Consider the following 18,188-nt stretch of genomic DNA (forward strand, 5'->3'; position numbering starts at 1 on the left):
TTGCTATATTTATCTATATACATTTTCTTCTACCGGGTGTTCGTACCATTCCGTATACTGGGTTCTGTCTTGGGCCCAATAGATGAATTCCGGATATGCGCTTGCCTCGGGGATATCAGTACGTGACACATTGATTGTTTCTTTGGGATAGCGGAAGCCATACGGCACGCAGATTGCCCACGTGTTGTTGCCTGCCAAGTCAAGATTCTCTTGCTGTATGGTTCCGGCGGCAGTGGCGCCATATCCCCAAAATTCGTAAAGATGGACTTCCATGCGTTGTTCCATGCTTTTATATTGATAACAGATGAAGAAGTCCAGATTGTCTTTTGAGAATGGGGGCTCTGTCCGGGTTTGGTCTGCCAGTTCAATAATGACTTCATAAGTGTACTTTTTGGCGGTTACTCCAATGCCGGTATTTACCATCTCACCCGGTTCAACTCCGAATACATTGTGCACCTCGCCTGCGATGGGGATTACGACACTCGGATCGGAATCTTCCATGTAAGTAACGTTGTTATACCTGAATTTGTTGTACGAGCTGTTGAATGACTCCTGGAAACGCGAATCGTCGCCTCCGGTCTTGATTTCTTTGATAGCTGATTTATTGATTCCGACAATCCGTAGCCCTACGCCCAATGCTTTGGTTGCTCCTGCCGCAGCAAGGGTCACGTCGAGCTGTATGCGCTTGATGTGGTTCGTCTTTTTCTCGCGGTGATAGTAGGTCTCCACGTCCAAGACCACGTCGTTGAAGTCATAGTCGCCTACCAACGGGAAGTTGTCTTCGAATACGTACGTATAGGAGACCGGGTCTGTAGGGGTTTCTGAGCCGGACTCGTCCGGAGTATTGCCTTCGCCCGTACAGTCTCCGGCAGGAATGGTGATGGGGGATTCTCCCCATTTGGATATGGTTCCTTCGGTGTTCTTGATGGCATCAAGGAATTTGGCTTCCCACCAGATATCCTCGGTGATATCATCGTCAATTTCTTTCACTTCATAATGAATGTTTCCCTGACTGGAGAAATTTCCTATATCTTCAATTTTATTGATTTTTACCAGTGCATATTCATTGTTTGGACCCATAAATTGTGCTTGTGACAATTCTGCTTCATCAAGTACGGTTATCATGGAGTTGTCACCCATCGTGATTTGGGTGTTGTAATTGTTGCTATGGTCCCCGAAATCCTCTATCTCTGCAGAAGAGGTGTCTCCCATGTTCAGTGTGCCGACAAATTCTTCTACATATAAGTAGCATCCGTTGTCTATAGTGATGCTGCTATTGGTTTTCTCGATATAGGCTTTGCCTTGGTTGATGAATTTGCATCCGCTGTCGAAATCCATTTCATCCACACGCACGGTACCGCAATTATAGAATGCCCCTTCCTGGTTGACATGGAAATCGTCTATTTCCATAGTGCCGGCATTGTAGTTGTAGCTGCCTCCGGATGCGTTGGTCAATTCGATGTCGTTCCCTTTGATGGTTCCACCCGCGTAGACGATAAACCGGCTGGATTGCACTAAAGTGAAGGTGTGCTCGTCCGGTATCACGATTTCCCCTCCGTCAATCACATAGAATTCGAAGCCTCGTTCAACGGTCATGTTGTTTCCATTGGGTTCCCAGCTGCCTTCAATGATGATGATGGCCGGATTGTCACTTCCCATGCCGTCCTTGCTGATTTTATTCCTATATATATTGTCTTTGGAGATTTTGTAGGCTTTTCCGTTTTGAAAATCGGTATTCGGCCTTATTTCTTCGGCACTTGATAGCATTGCGGTGATTTCCGCCTCGGACTTTTCCGGTGAATAGGTCTCGATGCTGACACTGCGTGTCCATGCGGCACGTGTAGTTGCAGGGGAACTGCCGAAAGCGGCGTGGAGCTGACCGTTTTGGATGGATACGTATTTTACTATGTTGCGGCTGTGTGCATCGGTGCGGCACACAAAAGCGCTCGTCAGCACAGAAGGGCAGTCCATGACGGTAGTAAATACAGTTGCATTATTGGTGGTGCCTTCTGCCAGCAGTTTGGCAGATGACCGGCTGATTAAGGGGTTCTTGTCGTAAATACGTATGGTGTAGTCGATGCCGGTATCTTCGGATACAGAAACATTGACCCGGACCTGCTGAGTCATTTTCCAATCCATAGCCGGGTCTATGTTCTTGACCGGAAACCTGTCCTGATAGGCTGCTTTCACTTTCTCGGGGTTAAAAACATCGTCTTTACAACCCTGCAGCAGTATGCCTACTGTAAGAATAACAAGCGGCAGAAAGCGTTTGTATAGGGTATTTTCTCCCATATTTTACATTTGTTTTGCTTGATTGTAAGCAAAAGTACGTTTATTTAAACTAATAAGCTTTATTAATGGGGGATAAAAGCGTGTTGGTTAACGCTTTTTAACGATTTTGTATGGATAGATAATGCAAGTTTGTCTTGAAAATTATCAATATTACTAAATGCCCTCTGTATTGTCGCTTTACTGAATCTTGGTGATTTCTCCTGCCAGGTCGGAATTCATGCGGTGGCGGATTTCGGCTTGGTCCAGTCCATGCCCCAGGAGGAACATGAGTTTGGTGACGGCACATTCGGGGGTACTGTCATAGCCGCTGATGACACCTGCCTGGAGAAGTTGCAGACCGGTTTCGTAACGTCCCATCTCGACGGCGCCACTTTGGCATTGGGTGATGTTGACGATGACAATGCCACGTTCGCTGGCTTCTTTCAGCTGGCGGATGAACCATTCTTTCTGGGGGGCATTGCCGGAACCGAAAGTCTTGAGGACAACGGCTTTCAGGCCGGGAACATGAAGCACGGAGTTGATAATGCTTTCCTGGATGCCGGGAAAGAGGGTGAGCACTACGACATTGGTGTCGAAAAGGTAGTGCGGCTTCATGGGGCGCGACGGGTCGGGGCGTCGGATGAGGTGCTCGTTATAGCGGATATGGATGCCTGCCTTTGCCAGTGGGGGATAGTTGAAGGAGCGGAAAGCGTTGAAATTCTCGGCATTGATTTTGGTGGTACGGTTGCCCCGCATCAGCTCGTTCTCGAAGAAGATGCACACTTCGGGGACGATAGGGGTACCGTCCGGATGCTTGGCGGCGGCTATTTCAATGGCGGTGATGAGGTTCTCTTTCCCGTCGGTGCGCAGGGTGCCGATGGGAAGCTGGGAACCGGTGAGGATGACCGGCTTGGAAAGGTTCTCGAGCATGAAACTGAGGGCGGAGGCTGTATAGGCCATCGTATCGGTACCGTGCAGGATGACGAAGCCGTCGAAATTGTCGTAGTTGTAGTTGATGATTTTTACAATCTTTGCCCAGAGGGAAGGCTCCATGTCGGAAGAGTCGATCGGTGGGTCGAACTGATAGGAAGAGATGTGGTAGTTGAAGCGCTTCAGCTCGGGGACATGCTGCAGCAGTTGGTCGAAGTTGAAGTTCTCAAGCGCACCGGTCTCGGGATTTTCTATCATTCCGATAGTTCCGCCAGTGTAAATCAATAGTACGGAAGGGCAATCGACTTTCATGATATTCGTATTAGAGCTTTTTTCGGGCACAAAGATAGTGAAATATGAGATGGGGAGAAAATAAAAGAGACAAGTCTTTGCAGATTTTGTCTCTTTTATTTTTTCATTGCGAAAAATATATTGTATGAAATTTGAATAAGCTCACTGTTTCAAATCTTCCTTCAACTGCCTGATAGCCTTTTCCGCATCTCCTTCCTTCTCGTTGAGCAGCGTGACGAAGCGGCTGCCGATGATGGCACCGGATGAGTGGGCGCAAGCGGCATCGAATGTCTGCTTGTTGCTGATGCCGAAGCCTACCATGCGTGGATTGCGCAGGTTCATATCCTCTATCTTCTTGAAGTAGGCTTGCTTCCGGGTGTCGAAGTCTTTCTGGGCACCGGTGGTAGCGGCACTGGACACCAGATAGATGAAGCCGTCGGTGTGGGCGTCTATTTCGCGGACGCGGGCTTCGCTGGTTTCGGGGGTGATGAGCATGATGACACGGATGTCATACTTCGAGGCGATGGCTTTGTAACTCTCTTCGTAATCGCGGAAAGGGAGGTCGGGAATGATGACGCCATCGATGCCGCATTCCACGCACTTCTGGCAGAAGGCTTCGAAGCCGAACTGCATGATGGGATTGAGGTATCCCATAAGGACAAGCGGGATGCGGACATCGCGACGGATGTCGCGCAATTGTTCGAAAAGCAGACGGAGGGACATGCCGTTGTGCAGGGAGCGGGTGGCGGCATTCTGGATGACAATGCCGTCGGCCATGGGGTCACTGAACGGAATTCCGATTTCAATCATGCTGACTCCGTTTCTTTCGAGGGCACGGATAACGTCGGCAGTACCGTCGAGGTTGGGACAGCCTGCACAAAAGTAAATGGACAGCAGATTCTTGGGGCTGTCCTGGAAAAGTTGGTTAATGCGGTTCAACATACTATTTTTATTTACTATTTTACAATTTACTATTTACTATTTGGCTGCGCAATAACGCTGCATGGTACTATTTACTATTTGACAATTTACTATTTACTATTTACCATGTACAATGTACAATTTGCCATGCGGCGTATATTGCGCAGCCAAATAGTAAATAGTAAATCGTCAAATCATACCTCCCTTCAGTTCTTTCAGGAAGTTTGAGATGCGTTCCACATCCTTTATTCCCGGTGCCGTTTCGAAACGGCTGTTGATGTCGATACCTGCGAAATAGGGATGGCGAAACTCCCGGAGGGCTTTTACGCTGTAGGGGTTGATGCCACCGCTAAGCAGGAACGGGGTGGGACCGTTGTAGCGGTGCAGGAGGTTCCAGTCGAACTGGTTGCCGGAACCGCCGTACTGCGGGGTCTTGGTGTCGAAGAGGTAGTAGTCGCACAGACCATTGTAGGCAGATACGGCAAGCAGGTCCTTGGGCAGCAAGATAGAGAAAGCCTTGATGAGGTGCAGGCCTGCATTGCGCAGGGAACGGCAGTATTCGGGAGCTTCATGGCCATGCAGCTGGATGTAGTCAAGGCCGAAACGGTCGGTATACATTAGGATGTTTTCCTTACTTTCGTTGACAAAGACGCCGACGCGCTTGGCGCAGGCTGGCAGATACCCGGGCATCTGGCACAGACAACGGGGAGATTTGGGGTAGAAGATGAAACCAATCATATCTACACCTTGCAGTTCTACATTGCGGATGTTTTCTGCTTCGGTCATTCCGCATACTTTGATGAGAGGAGACATTTTATTTACGATTTACAATTTGGCTGCGCGATATAACGCTGTATGAGAGACTTTTGTATTTACAATTATCAACTTTCAATTATCAACTTTCAACTTTTAATTATCAATTAAGAGACTGTCTTGGATGAACTCTTTCAGGGTTTCGCCCGGGTTGGCTGTTTTCATGAAGGTTTCGCCGATGAGGAAACCGCGGAAGCCGGCGGCACGCAGGCGGCAGATGGTTTCGGGGTCGGAGATGCCGCTTTCGGAGACAAGGAGCGGGGATGCCGGTCCGTGGGTGGCTTCGCGCAGTTGCCGGGCTATCCGGAAGGAGTTTTCTACATCGGTGACGAAGGAGCCGAGGTTGCGGTTGTTGACACCCACCATGTCGACCTCCTTATTTATATAGGAGAGTTCCGAAGGGCTGTGGATTTCGAGCAATACCTCCAGCCCGAGTTCGTGGGCTTGGGCGGTGAGGGTGCTACACTGCTCCGGACTGAGGCAGGCGGCAATGAGCAATACGGCGTCGGCACCTACAATGCAGGCTTGCAGAAGCTGGTACTCGTCGATGATGAAGTCTTTGCGCAGGATGGGGATGCGGACGAGCGGACGGGCCGTGCGGATGTCGCGCAGCGTACCGCCGAAGAACCTCTCATCCGTCAGGATGGAGAGGGCGGCGGCGCCGGCGGCTTCGTAGGAGGCGGGTATTTCCTCTGCCCGGGCAGCCTCGTTTATCCAGCCTTTGGAGGGTGAACGGCGTTTGAACTCGGAGATGATTCCTGTAGAAGAAGCGGCAAGGGCCTGCTTCATGCTGCGGCGGTGGGCTGCATTCTCCCGGATGATGATTCCGGCTTGCTCCTGCAACTGTTCCAGAGAGACGGTTTGCTTTTGCAGTTCAATCTCTGTTTGCTTATGGGCGATGATTTCGGACAGTATATCTTTCATTGCTTCATTTATTAATCTCGATAAATTTTTTCAGTGTCGCCAGCGCCCGTCCGCTATCCAGCGATTCGCGTGCGATGGCGATGCACTCTTCAATCTCTTTCTGCGGCTCCATCACCTGGATGGCAAAGGCGGCGTTGACAATGACGCATTGCGTTTGTGCAGGTGTGGCATGCCCCGTAAGGATATTGTCGAAGATGCGGGCGGCATCTTCCTTGCATGCGCCGCCGAAGAGTTCTTCGGGACGGGCATCCTTGAAGCCGAGAGCCTGCGGACGGTAGATGCGCTCGTAGTTGCGGGTCATCACCTTGAACTCGTCCGTCAGGGAGATTTCGTCGTAGCTGTCGAGGCTGTTGACCACGGCAAAGTCAATGCCGAGTTTATAGAATACGTTGGTGTATAGGCGCATCTGCGAGAGGTCTGCCACACCGAGCAGCTGGTATGCCGGACAGCATGGATTCACCAACGGGCCGAGCAGATTGAACAAGGTGCGTACTCCCAGCGTCTTGCGTACGGGACCGACAAACTTCATCGCCGGATTGAAAAGCTGGGCATGAAGGTAGGCGATGTTGCACTCCTCCATGCTGCGTTTCAGTGTGTCGGGGTTGTTGGTGAAGCGTACGCCGTGCTGCTCGATGACATTGCTGGCTCCGCTCACGGAAGTGGCTCCGTAGTTGCCGTGCTTGGCAACCTTGTAGCCGGCTCCCGCCACCACGAAGCAAGCGCAGGTGGAGATGTTGAAGGTGTTCTTTCCGTCGCCTCCCGTACCCACAATGTCGATGGGGCGATAGGGGGCGAAGTCGATGGGAAGGCGTGTCTCCATCAGTGCTTCGCGGAAACCGATAAGCTCGTCCACAGTGATGCTTCGCATCTGGAAGGCAGTGAGCAAGGCTGCTATCTGCGCCTCAGGATACATTTCCTTGGTGATGTTGAGGAGGATTTGTTTGGTCTCCTCCGACGTGAGCTCTTCGTGGTTGAAGAGACGGGTGAGTATTGCTTTCATCTTTTTATTTACGATTTGACGATTTACGATTTGACGATTGAATTTACTCTTTTTCTGAAGTGCCTCATTTGAAAAGCCAGTTTTTTACGATTGTTTTTCCGTCGGGTGTCAGTACCGATTCAGGATGGAACTGGATGCCGTGTATGTCATACTCCCGATGTTTCAGCGCCATGATTTGTCCTTCGGGGCTGATGGCGGTAATGGCCAGCGCTTCGGGAAAGTCCTCCGTATCGACCACCCAGGAGTGGTATCGTCCGACGGGAATCCTATCGGGTAAACCGCAGAAGATATAGTCTTCTTCGAGAGAAATACCTTCATAATCCTTCCCCCCTAATCCTTCATCCCTAATCCTTAATCCTTCCCCCTTCATCCTTATCTCCGTCTGTACCCCATGGAACACCTCTTCCAGATTGACCAGCTTTCCGCCGAACGCTTGTCCGATGGCTTGTTCGCCCAGACAGACACCGAGTATGGGTTTCCGTCCGGCATAGGTGCGGATGACATCCAGCAGCAGTCCGGCTTCCTCGGGGACACCGGGACCGGGTGAGAGGATGATTTTATCGTATGGCTCCAATTCTTCGAGCCGGAATTTATCGTTGCGCAGCACATCCACTTCTGCGCCAAGCTCTTTCACCAGATGGGCAAGGTTGTAGGTGAAGGAGTCGTAATTGTCTATGATAACTGTTTTCATCTTTTGTATTTACAATCTATTTTATTTACTATTTGACGATTTACGATGTACGATTGAAGTTACTTTATTTACGATGTACGATTTGGCTGCGCAATGTACGCCGCATGGCAAATCGTACATCGTAAATCGTCAAATCGTACATAAACTCACATTTTTTCTGCCATCTCAATCGCTTTTTTCAGTGCGCCGAGCTTGTTGTTCACCTCTTGCAGTTCGTATTCGTCGTTGCTCTTGGCTACGATGCCGCCGCCTGCCTGGAACCAGAGGACACCGTTGCGGCTGACAAAAGTACGAATCGTAATCGCCTGGTTCAGCGAGCCGTTCAGTCCGATGAAACCGATGCAGCCGCCGTAGGCTCCACGGTTGTGCGGTTCCAGCTGGCTGATGAGTTGCATGGCGCGTACCTTGGGGGCACCGCTCAGGGTACCGGCAGGGAAGGTGTCGATGAAGGCCTTGACGGGGTCGGCCTCTTCGCGGAGCGTTCCGCTGACACGGCTGACGAGGTGGATGACATGGCTGTAATACTGCATCTCCTTATAGAAGTCCACCTTTACATCGTGGCAGTTGCGGGAGAGGTCGTTGCGGGCAAGGTCCACAAGCATCACGTGTTCGGCGTTCTCTTTGGGGTCGTCGTGCAGGTACCGGGCATTGAGGGCGTCCTGCTCTGCATCGCCGGTGCGCTTCGTGGTTCCGGCAATGGGGTCGATATAGGCATGGCGGCCTTCGATGCGGCAATGGGTTTCGGGAGACGAGCCGAAAATGCGGAAGCCCCCGAAGTCGAAATAGAACAGATAGGGAGAAGGGTTGATGCTGCGCAGGGCACGGTAGAGCTTGAAGTCATCGCCCGTGAAACGCTGCTCGAACCGGCGGGAGAGGACTATCTGGAAAACGTCGCCGCGCAGACAGTGGGCGATGCCCCGGCGGATATTCGCCTTGTGCTCCTCGTCCGTAAGCGGGGAGGTGGTGGGGCCGATGGCGCGGAAATCGTAGGCGGTGTAGTTGCGGTTATGGATGGCCTTCTGTACCTGGTCCAGTCCGCTGGTCTCGCCGGGCGCCAGCATCTCGAGGAGCAGCATCTCATTCTTGAAGTCGTTGAAGACGATGAGGTACTTATATAATATGTACAGCATGTCCGGCGCATCGTTGGTAGCTTCGCGGCTGTCCTTCACGGGGATATTCTCGAAGTAGCGGACAGCATTGAAGGAGGTGTATCCGTAGAGTCCGCAGTAATTGCTGTATTCGCCCTCCACGCGGAAGCGGCAGAGGAAATCGTTCAGTGCGTTTTCCACCCGGTATTTTTCGGTTATGGGATGCTCTTCGCGGCTGTCGTCCGGCAGACGGAAGATAGCCGTGCCGTGGTCTATGCTGACACTTGCCAGCGGACACAGAGCGATGAACGAGCGGTTGTTCTCACTGCCATGATAGTCGGAACTCTCCATAAGTGCGCTCTGCGGAAAGATGTCGCGCACCTTCAGATACGTGCTCACCGGCGTATGCAAGTCACCGAGCATGGTGCGGCTGATTGTTTTATAATCATATTGTTTCATTGTATCTTGTATTTTATTTCATTGCATCTCGTATTTTCAAATAGCTCATCACTTATCACTTATAACTCATCACTCAAATACGTCTCTATATCCTTATCCCCCCGTCCCGACACCGTCAGCACCACCACGTCCGTCGGCTTGAACCTCATCTTCTCCAGCGCACCCAGTGCGTGGGCACTTTCCAATGCGGGGATGATGCCCTCGAGCCGGGTCAGTTCGTAGGCGGCGCGGATGGCTTCGTCGTCGTTGACGGCGAGGACGATGGCACGCTTCTGCTTGGCAAGGTTGGCGTGCATGGGGCCGATGCCCGGATAGTCCAGTCCGGCAGAGATGGAATAGGGCTCTTCTATCTGTCCGTCCTCGTTCTGGATGACGTAGGTGCGCGAGCCGTGGATGATGCCCATCTTGCCGAGGGCGATGGTGGCGGCTGTCATTCCCGTTTCAATGCCTTTTCCTCCGGCTTCGGCGAGGACGATTTGCACGTGCGGGTCGTTGACGTAGTGATAGATGGTGCCGGCTGCATTGCTTCCTCCGCCTACGCAGGCGATGAGGTAGTCGGGGCATTCGCGTCCCTCGTGTTCAAGGAGCTGCTTCCTTATTTCTTCGCTGATGACGGACTGCAGGCGTGCCACCATGTCGGGGTACGGATGCGGGCCGACGGTGGAACCTATCACGTAGTAGGTGTCCGAGGGATGACAGCACCAGTCGCGGATGGCTTCGTTGGTGGCGTCCTTCAACGTCATATTGCCACTGGTGACGGGAACGACGGTGGCGCCGAGCATCTTCATCTTCTCCACATTGACGCGCTGGCGCTCTACGTCGGTCTTACCCATGTAGACGATGCATTCCATGTTCATCAAGGCGCAGACGGTGGCTGTGGCCACCCCGTGCTGCCCGGCTCCGGTTTCGGCGATGATGCGGCGCTTGCCCATGCGGCGTGCCAGCAATACCTGCCCGATGCTGTTGTTGATTTTGTGGGCACCGGTGTGGTTCAGGTCTTCACGCTTGAGGTAAATCCGGCAACCGTACTTCTCGGACAAGCGGTGTGCCAAGTAGAGTGGGGAAGGGCGTCCCACGTAGTCGCGCAGCAACTGGTCGTATTCACGCTTGAAGTCCTCACTTTGCAGCACTTTGAGGTAGGTGTTCTGCAACTCTTCTACACATTTGTGGAGGATTTCGGGAACGTATGCCCCGCCGAACTCTCCGTAATAACCTTCTTTGTCAACTAAGAAATTCATCATGTTATTTACTATTTGACGATTTACTATTTACTATTTCAGAAATCAAAACGCATTATTGCTTAAACGAAAAGAGCCCCGTCGCTTGGTGCGACAGGGCTCTTTTTGTTTTTTACTATATATTACATATATACATACGAGCGCTGCTCCCTTACGACTGTCGGAGTTGTAACGGGTGCCACCACCAATATGTATTTACTAACATTGTTTTCATTGACTTTTTTTGTTTTATTAGGGGCAAAGACAGTGCAAACCGAATGTATAATAAAATGAACTTGTTCATTTTTTATGCTGAGGTGCAGCCTGTCTTCGTTTTCGCGACAAATATAAGCACTTTGTTTTAACTGCCAAAATAAATATGACTTTTTTTCTGGATAAGAACATTTTTCTTGAAATATTGTTCTTATAAGTGTAGTAAAAACGAATATTCATTCAAAAAAAGAAAGGAACAAACTATGAATAGAAAACATTTAGTTGCCATAGGCGTAGTTATTGCTGTACTATTGTTATTATACTGGCTCTTTGTGGCCGAAGATATGAATGCCTGGCTGAATGTAAACTGATTTTTCGGGATTTTCGTGTGGAGTTATTCGGATAAAGATGTATCTTCGCAAAAAAACATAGACTCATGAAAGGATTAAGTTACTCATTTTTGCGTGCGATATGTGCGCTGGTTATCGGTTTGGTGCTGGTGATGTTTCCCGACCAGGCCGGTGATTACTTTGTGATTACGATAGGTGTCATTTTCCTGGTGCCTTCGCTTGTCAGCATCATAGGCTACTTTGCACAGAGCACGGAGATGCGCAGCCGTTTCCCTGTCGAGGGGGTGGGCAGCCTGCTGTTTGGCTTGTGGCTGATTATCATGCCCGGTTTCTTTGCCGATTTGCTGACATTTGTATTGGGATTTATCCTGGTGATGGGAGGAGTGCAACAGATTGCCTCGCTTTCCGCTGCCCGTCGCTGGATGCCGGTACCGGGAGGTTTTTATGTGGTTCCGGTATTGATTCTGCTTGCCGGCTTGGTTGCGCTGTTCAATCCTACGGGAGTACGCTCCACGGCATTTATCATTATCGGTATCAGCAGTCTGGTCTATGCGGCTTCGGAACTGCTGAACTGGTTCAAGTTTACGCGTCGCCGCCCGAAGACACCGGATGCTTCAGTAAAGGCAGTGGACGATATTGAGGATGCACAAATTATAGAATAAAAAAACAGACCATCTGTTGAGGTTGAACAGATGGTCTGTCAGGAGTAAACGGATGGTCTGTTCATGCCACACGGACCATCCGTTTTTATTGTTTCAACCATTCATTTATCAGCTCCATCACTTGCTTCTTTTCCTCTTCGGGCAGTGTGCCGATGCGTGCCCGATGGCTTCCGCCGGGCTCTACGAATACATGGATGTTCTTCTTCCCTTTCAGCCAGGTCACTCCGGCAGCCGTCCACGGGTCGTTCTGTCCGTAGATGAATATCATTTTCGGGTCATTCTCTTTCAGGAACTTCGTGATTTTCTTGCTTAGGGTCTTGTCGAAGGGCATGTCTTTCAGCTCTTCGGGAAGCATCAGGCGATGCAGGTAACCCTTGCTCGATTGGATGGAAAGATACTTCTTGAAAGGCTTCGTATCGTAGCCGTAATAGCCCAGTTCGCGGGCGGCCTGCACGAAGAATGAGGCTGTGGGACTGTCGGCAATGAAGTAGTCGGGATTACTGATGTCGAGCAGATGGGCAAATATCTCATCGTCCGAGGCCGTGGTGGCAGGAATGCTGCTGACGGGAGTTCCCCACTGCCAAAGGGCAAAAGAATACTCCAGCACGCAATAGTCGTATATCTCTTCAACGGGCGCACGGAACTTGAGTCCTTTTTCATCGCAATATTTCTCAAAGCGGGGGAGCAGTGCGGCTTTCCGTTTCAACACTTCCAACTGGAAGTCCTCAATCCGTTTGCGGTCCTCCGGAGTAGACACTTTCCTGAGGAAAGGCTCGTGGCGTCCGTCTTCCACCCCGTAGCAGAGCGGAGCTACATAAGGCACGGAAATATCCACGTCGTCCGGATAGAACGTGCGGTAGAGCAGGGTAGTCTGTCCGCCCTTGCTGATGCCGGTCGCAATCCATTTGCCGGGATAGATGCTTTTAAAGGCGTTGCGGACGGCGTGCAGGTCGTCGGCAGAATTCTCGGCGGTGAGGTATTGCCAGTCTTTAGGCTCAGGGGTGGATTCCAGGAAATAACGGTATTCCACAAAAATCATGTTGGCATCGAGCAGCTCGGAAAGTTCCTCGCGATATTTGGGATTGAGGGCATAGGCGGCTCCATAGCCTTCGGTTACAATCACCGTGGGACGGTCGAAGCCGACGTGGGAGACAATCACACGCTGGCGGAAACTGCCCTTTTCGGGACGACGGTGGTCCAACGGCTGGGTAAAATAGGTTACATACTTCTCGGAGAACCGAGTGGACTCCAACGGACGGGTTTCCGTAATGGCGGAAATCCGACCCAGTTTTTGCTGCAAACCGGTTTGTGCCGGGGCAGCAGCCGAAACGAACAGCAAGGCAAACAGCAGGAACGCTGCATAGCAGTTACGTAAATTCTTCATGATGACAGGATTGTTTTATCTGACGGGCAAAGATAGGTTATTTCCCGCTTACCGCCAACAGTTGGCATGGACGAAAAAAAGAGAGAGAACTGCCTCGCGGCACCTCTCCCCCCTGCAAACTTAAAACAACCAACAAAAGAATGAGATAGGGATTAAGGATTCATCCTTCATCCTTCATTTTTCATCTTATAAACAGTAACTCGCGATATTTGGGCAACGTCCACATCTGATTGTCGACGATGAGTTCCAGCTTGTCGATGTGGTAACGGATTTCCTCCATCATCGGTACGATGTTGTCGTGGTAGGCGATGGCTTTTTCACGTTCACTCTCAATTTTGTTGGCCACTTTGCGCGCCTCGATCATGGCATCCACATGCTCCTTGATGAAGGCGGTACGGTCGGCAATCTCTTCGATGAGTTCCAGATTCTTGGCAGACAGTTTTGCAGCCTTCTCTGCGGGGAACAGGTCTTTCATCTTGTAGACGTTGTCAATCAAATCCGACTGATACTGTGTAGCTACGGGGATAATGTGGTTCATGGCCAAATCTCCGAGCACACGGGCTTCAATCTGTATTTTCTTGGTGTACATTTCCCATTTCACCTCGTTGCGGGCTTCCAGTTCCTTCTTCGTCATGACGCCGATGGACTCGAACATCCGGATGCTCTCCGGTTTCAGGTAGTTGTCGAAGATGACGGGAACACTTGTCTCGCAGTCCAGACCGCGGCGGGCTGCTTCGGCTTTCCATTCGTCGCTGTAACCGTTGCCGTCAAAGTGGATGGGTTTGCAGACTTTGATGTACCGGCGGATGACTTCGAGGATGGCGGAGATTTTCGGTTCACCCTTTTCAATCAGTTCGTCCACATCTTTCTTGAATTCCGTTAACTGCTCGGCAAGGGCGGAGTTCAGCGCAATCATGGCACTGGCGCAGTTGGCCTCGGAACCCACGGCGCGGAACTCGAAGCGGTTGCCGGTGAAGGCGAACGGGCTGGTGCGGTTGCGGTCGGTATTGTCTATCATCAGTTCCGGAATCTGCGGGATGTCCAGCTTCATGCCTTGCTTGCCGCTGAGGCTGACGAGATCGTCCTTGGTGCTCTCTTCGATGTGTTCCAGCACCTGGCTCAACTGCTTGCCCAGGAAGGAAGAGATGATGGCCGGAGGCGCTTCGTTGGCACCCAGCCGGTGGGCGTTCGTCGCACTGGAGATGGAGGCTTTCAGCAATCCGTTGTGACGGTATACGGCCATCAGCGTATTCACTACGAAGGTGATGAAACGCAGGTTCTCTTCGGGCAGTTTGCCGGGTGCGTGGAGCAGGATGCCGGTGTCCGTACCCAGCGACCAGTTATTATGCTTGCCGCTACCGTTGACACCCTTGAAGGGCTTTTCGTGCAACAGTACGCGGAAACCGTGGTTACGTGCCACTTTACGCATCAAGGCCATGATGAGCATGTTGTGGTCTACCGCCAGGTTGCATTCCTCGAAGACGGGAGCCAGCTCGAACTGGTTGGGAGCCACTTCGTTGTGACGGGTCTTGACGGGGATGCCGAGTTTCAGCGCTTCGATTTCCAGTTCCTTCATGAAAGCGGCCACACGGCTGGGGATGGCCCCGAAGTAGTGGTCTTCCAACTGCTGGTTTTTGGCGCTGTCATGGCCCATCAGCGTGCGTCCGGTCATCAGCAGGTCGGGGCGTGCGGCGTACAACCCTTCGTCAACCAGAAAATATTCCTGCTCCCAGCCCAGATAGGCAACCACTTTCTTTACTTCCGGATTGAAATAGTGGCATACGTCGACGGCAGCCTTGTCTACGGCACGCAGGGCTTTCAGCAACGGTGCCTTGTAGTCCAGAGACTCACCGGTATAGGCGATGAAAATAGTCGGGATGCAGAGCGTGTCGTCTACGATGAATGCCGGGGAGGAGGGGTCCCATGCCGAGTAGCCACGTGCCTCGAACGTATTGCGGATACCGCCGTTCGGGAAACTGGAAGCGTCCGGTTCCTGCTGCACGAGCAGTTTGCCGGTGAATTCCTCCATCACGCCGCCTTTGCCGTCGTGTTCCACAAAAGCGTCGTGCTTTTCGGCAGTACCTTCGGTCAGCGGATGAAACCAGTGCGTATAGTGGGTCGCCCCCATTTCAACCGCCCATTTCTTCATACCTGCGGCAACCTCGTCGGCTATGCTGCGGTCCAGCGGAGCTCCGTTGTCAATCACATCCGTCAGCTTGGCATACACCTTGCTCGGCAGATAGCGGAACATCTTCTCCTTGTTGAATACATACTTGGCAAAATACTCTGACGGACGTTCCGCCGGGACTGCCACTGCAACGGGTTTCTTCTTGAACGCCGTCTCTACTACTCTGAATCTCAATTTTGACATAATACCTTAGAGTTGTAATTGTTGGTTTAATAAAATATAAAATCATTATGCACCGTAGGCAGACTCGCCGTGTTCGTAAATGTCGAGTCCTTCTTCCTCCACACGTTTGGAAACGCGGAGGCCGTGGATTTTGTCGAGTCCTTTGAAGATGATGAATCCCATGCCTGCTGCCCATGCGCCTACTACGAGTGCACCGAATACCTGCGCTCCGAGAAAGCTCCAGCCTGCACCGTAAAACAGTCCCTCACTGGTGGAAAACAGTCCGGTGAGGATGGTTCCCGTGAAACCGCAGACGCCGTGTACGGAACTGGCCCCTACGGGGTCGTCAATTTTCAGTGTCCGGTCGATGAATTCCACCGAATAAATCATCAGGATGCCGCAGATGGTGCCGATGATTACCGCCCCGAAGGGAGAAACCATGTCACAACCGGCCGTGATGCCTACCAATCCGGCCAGAATGCCATTCAGTGTCAGAGACAAGGAGGGTTTGCCATATTTCATCCAGCTTACCGCCAATGCAAAGAAACCGCCTGCGCAGGCTGCCAGATTGGTGGTGAGGAATACATGCGAGATGGCCCTTGCATCGTCCGTAGTGGCTGCTGCCAACTGTGAACCGGGGTTGAAGCCGAACCATCCGAACCAAAGGATGAATACACCCAGTGCCGCAATCGTGAGGTTATGTCCCGGAATGGCTCTTGACTTGCCGTCTTTGCCGTATTTCCCGATGCGCGGGCCGAGGATGGCCGCACCTACCAGGGCAATCCAGCCGCCTACGGAGTGGACGATGGTGGAACCTGCGAAGTCATGGAAAGTTGTTCCGAATGTTTCCATCATGAAGGAACCTGCCTCACCGTTCATCAGCCAGCCGCCGCCCCAAGTCCAGTGACCGGAAACGGGATAAATCAGCACACTGATGAAGATGGTGTAAACCAGGTACATGGAGAATTTGGTACGTTCTGCCATAGCGCCGGACACGATGGTGGCAGCCGTTGCGCAGAATACAGTCTGGAATACCAGGAAACCTTCTGTGGGAAGCCCGCCTCCGTCGTAGAACGAGAGGTCGAAGAAATGGGGCATTCCTATGAATCCGCCTGCACCGAACATCAGTCCGAAACCGATGAACCAGTAGAGCAGACTGCCAAACATGAAGTCAACGAAGTTCTTCATCAGGATATTGGCCGTATTTTTTACTCTGGTGAAACCGGCTTCGACCAGTGCAAAGCCCGGCTGCATGAAGAATACCAGCATGGCTGCAAGCAGCATCCATACAGTGTTCAGTCCGTTGGTCAGTTCACTTAAAATAAGTTTATCCATAATTTCTTGTTGCTTTTAGTTGTATTGTATTTTCTTGGTTGTGGTTTGTAGCTGCCCGTTATCTTTCTTGTTCGGCATTGTAGAGTGCGATGTCGCCTCTCTCTGCAGTACGTATGCGTATGGCATCCTCAATGGGGATGACGAAGATACGTCCGTCGCCGATTTCACCGGTTTGTGCAGATTTGATGATGGCTTGTACGGTCTTTTCCGCATTCTTGTCGCGCACCACGATGGAGATAAGGATGCGCTCGATGGAACTGGTGTCGTACATGACACCACGGTAGATACGGGCTTGTCTGGATTTCCCGATGCCCCGTACATCATAATAGGAGAACCATTCGATGTCCGCTTCGAGCAGCGCGTCCTTCACGTCCTCGAACTTGGTCTTTCGGATAATAGCTTCAATCTTTTTCATACCTTAAATAATTTACGATTAGACAATTTACGATTTACCGTTCGGTGTGTGTAAATCATAGGTTTTTCATCTTAGAAACTTAGTCCGACTACGAAATAGGCACCTTCAGACCTTGGATTCCAGGTTGCTTTGGCAAACAACGGGAGGGAGAAGGAATCGGTGATTTTGATGTCTTTTGATACTCCCAGGCTGACGTCGCATACGGCAAATCCGTTGGCTCCATAGAAGTCCGTGGCCCAAGGGGTAGCGCCTATCTCGGCCGTCCAGTCCAGACCGCCCAGTGTGAAGGGGGCTGCCACGGAGATGTAGGATGAATAAGCACGGTCACCGTCTTTGTCAACACCGTCGTCGCCTGCAAAGTTGGTGTACCAGTTTATGGCTACGGGGCCGAAATCATAGCCGATTTGCGCTTCGAACAGATGTGAGTTGGCAGCATTGTGTGCACCGTACTGGAAGTATTTGGCTGTCACCCCATCTCCGGTCACATTGTACCAGTAGTCCGTCACCGATACGCTGAAGCCTCCGGTTGAATATCCCAGTATGAGGTCGAACTCTTTCGTGTCCGAACTCTCGATGCCTACGGAGCCCCAAGCTCCCAGAGAGAAACCTTTGTAGGCGATGGATGCGCTCGGCTGGAGGCTTACCCCTCCCAAATCCTGGCCACGCCACACGTAACCGCTTACGAGGTCGACGCCTGCCGACGCTTCCACTTTATCCTGAGCCTTTGCCGTGAAAGGCATTGCCATTGATAACAGCGCCATTGCCATTATTCCCCATTTTACACTTTTTGTTTTCATACCTTTTTACCTTTAAGTTTAGAAAAATTCCGGATGATCAGTCCGACTCGATTATAGCAAGTACCTCGCTAATTCAA

At 51.4% G+C, this 18,188-nt stretch carries 15 protein-coding genes; 1 reads left to right on the forward strand and 14 read right to left on the reverse strand.

The window, feature by feature from the left end:
• Positions 1-9: 9 nt before the first annotated feature.
• From DWZ03_RS02960 to trpB, 9 genes are all read right to left on the reverse strand, one after another.
• The gene (locus DWZ03_RS02960) at positions 10-2,292 is read right to left on the reverse strand and encodes an LruC domain-containing protein (protein ID WP_117749745.1); all 2,283 of its coding nucleotides are present in this window, start codon (positions 2,290-2,292) and stop codon (positions 10-12) included.
• Between the two features lie 177 nt (positions 2,293-2,469).
• Positions 2,470-3,513: an asparaginase gene (ansA, locus tag DWZ03_RS02965; RefSeq protein ID WP_117749744.1), complete on the reverse strand. Its 1,044-nt coding sequence runs from the start codon at positions 3,511-3,513 to the stop codon at positions 2,470-2,472.
• A 141-nt stretch (positions 3,514-3,654) separates the two neighbouring features.
• The gene (gene trpA, locus DWZ03_RS02970) at positions 3,655-4,434 is read right to left on the reverse strand and encodes a tryptophan synthase subunit alpha (protein ID WP_117713707.1); all 780 of its coding nucleotides are present in this window, start codon (positions 4,432-4,434) and stop codon (positions 3,655-3,657) included.
• Between the two features lie 168 nt (positions 4,435-4,602).
• The gene (locus tag DWZ03_RS02975; RefSeq protein WP_057280998.1) at positions 4,603-5,226 is read right to left on the reverse strand and encodes a phosphoribosylanthranilate isomerase; all 624 of its coding nucleotides are present in this window, start codon (positions 5,224-5,226) and stop codon (positions 4,603-4,605) included.
• Positions 5,227-5,322: 96 nt separating this feature from the next.
• On the reverse strand, positions 5,323-6,150 hold the full coding sequence (trpC, locus tag DWZ03_RS02980; RefSeq protein ID WP_117588553.1) for an indole-3-glycerol phosphate synthase TrpC: 828 nt from the start codon (positions 6,148-6,150) through the stop codon (positions 5,323-5,325).
• A 4-nt stretch (positions 6,151-6,154) separates the two neighbouring features.
• Positions 6,155-7,150 carry an anthranilate phosphoribosyltransferase gene (gene trpD / locus DWZ03_RS02985; protein ID WP_005837316.1) on the reverse strand — a complete coding sequence of 332 codons (996 nt, stop codon included), beginning with the start codon at positions 7,148-7,150 and terminating at the stop codon, positions 6,155-6,157.
• A gap of 64 nt (positions 7,151-7,214) precedes the next feature.
• Positions 7,215-7,841: an anthranilate synthase component II gene (locus tag DWZ03_RS02990; RefSeq protein WP_120128764.1), complete on the reverse strand. Its 627-nt coding sequence runs from the start codon at positions 7,839-7,841 to the stop codon at positions 7,215-7,217.
• Between the two features lie 146 nt (positions 7,842-7,987).
• Entirely contained in the window at positions 7,988-9,388 is a 1,401-nt protein-coding gene (locus DWZ03_RS02995) for an anthranilate synthase component I family protein (protein WP_035448685.1), read from the reverse strand.
• A gap of 59 nt (positions 9,389-9,447) precedes the next feature.
• The gene (gene trpB / locus DWZ03_RS03000) at positions 9,448-10,626 is read right to left on the reverse strand and encodes a tryptophan synthase subunit beta (RefSeq protein ID WP_171029006.1); all 1,179 of its coding nucleotides are present in this window, start codon (positions 10,624-10,626) and stop codon (positions 9,448-9,450) included.
• A 628-nt stretch (positions 10,627-11,254) separates the two neighbouring features.
• On the opposite strand from trpB, the gene DWZ03_RS03005 reads away from it, so the two are divergent.
• On the forward strand, positions 11,255-11,830 hold the full coding sequence (locus tag DWZ03_RS03005; protein ID WP_005837311.1) for an HdeD family acid-resistance protein: 576 nt from the start codon (positions 11,255-11,257) through the stop codon (positions 11,828-11,830).
• 85 nt (positions 11,831-11,915) lie between these two features.
• Here the strand turns inward: DWZ03_RS03005 and DWZ03_RS03010 are convergent, their stop codons facing one another.
• The 5 genes from DWZ03_RS03010 to DWZ03_RS03030 all read right to left on the reverse strand — a co-directional run bounded on the left by DWZ03_RS03010 (position 11,916) and on the right by DWZ03_RS03030 (position 18,111).
• Positions 11,916-13,214, reverse strand: a complete 1,299-nt coding sequence (locus DWZ03_RS03010; protein WP_120128767.1) for a S28 family serine protease — start codon at positions 13,212-13,214, stop codon at positions 11,916-11,918.
• A gap of 181 nt (positions 13,215-13,395) precedes the next feature.
• Positions 13,396-15,585 carry a glutamine synthetase III gene (locus tag DWZ03_RS03015; RefSeq protein ID WP_005827544.1) on the reverse strand — a complete coding sequence of 730 codons (2,190 nt, stop codon included), beginning with the start codon at positions 15,583-15,585 and terminating at the stop codon, positions 13,396-13,398.
• Positions 15,586-15,630: 45 nt separating this feature from the next.
• Positions 15,631-16,899 (reverse strand): ammonium transporter, encoded by a 1,269-nt coding sequence (locus DWZ03_RS03020; RefSeq protein ID WP_005837308.1) that lies wholly within the window; start codon positions 16,897-16,899, stop codon positions 15,631-15,633.
• A gap of 58 nt (positions 16,900-16,957) precedes the next feature.
• On the reverse strand, positions 16,958-17,314 hold the full coding sequence (locus DWZ03_RS03025; protein ID WP_005827548.1) for a P-II family nitrogen regulator: 357 nt from the start codon (positions 17,312-17,314) through the stop codon (positions 16,958-16,960).
• Between the two features lie 71 nt (positions 17,315-17,385).
• Positions 17,386-18,111, reverse strand: coding sequence for a hypothetical protein (locus DWZ03_RS03030; protein WP_044467880.1), 726 nt, complete (start codon positions 18,109-18,111; stop codon positions 17,386-17,388).
• Between the last annotated feature and the right edge of the window lie 77 nt (positions 18,112-18,188).

The sequence above is a fragment of the Bacteroides sp. AF29-11 genome, assembly GCF_003602895.1.
Taxonomy (GTDB): Bacteria; Bacteroidota; Bacteroidia; order Bacteroidales; family Bacteroidaceae; genus Bacteroides; species Bacteroides uniformis.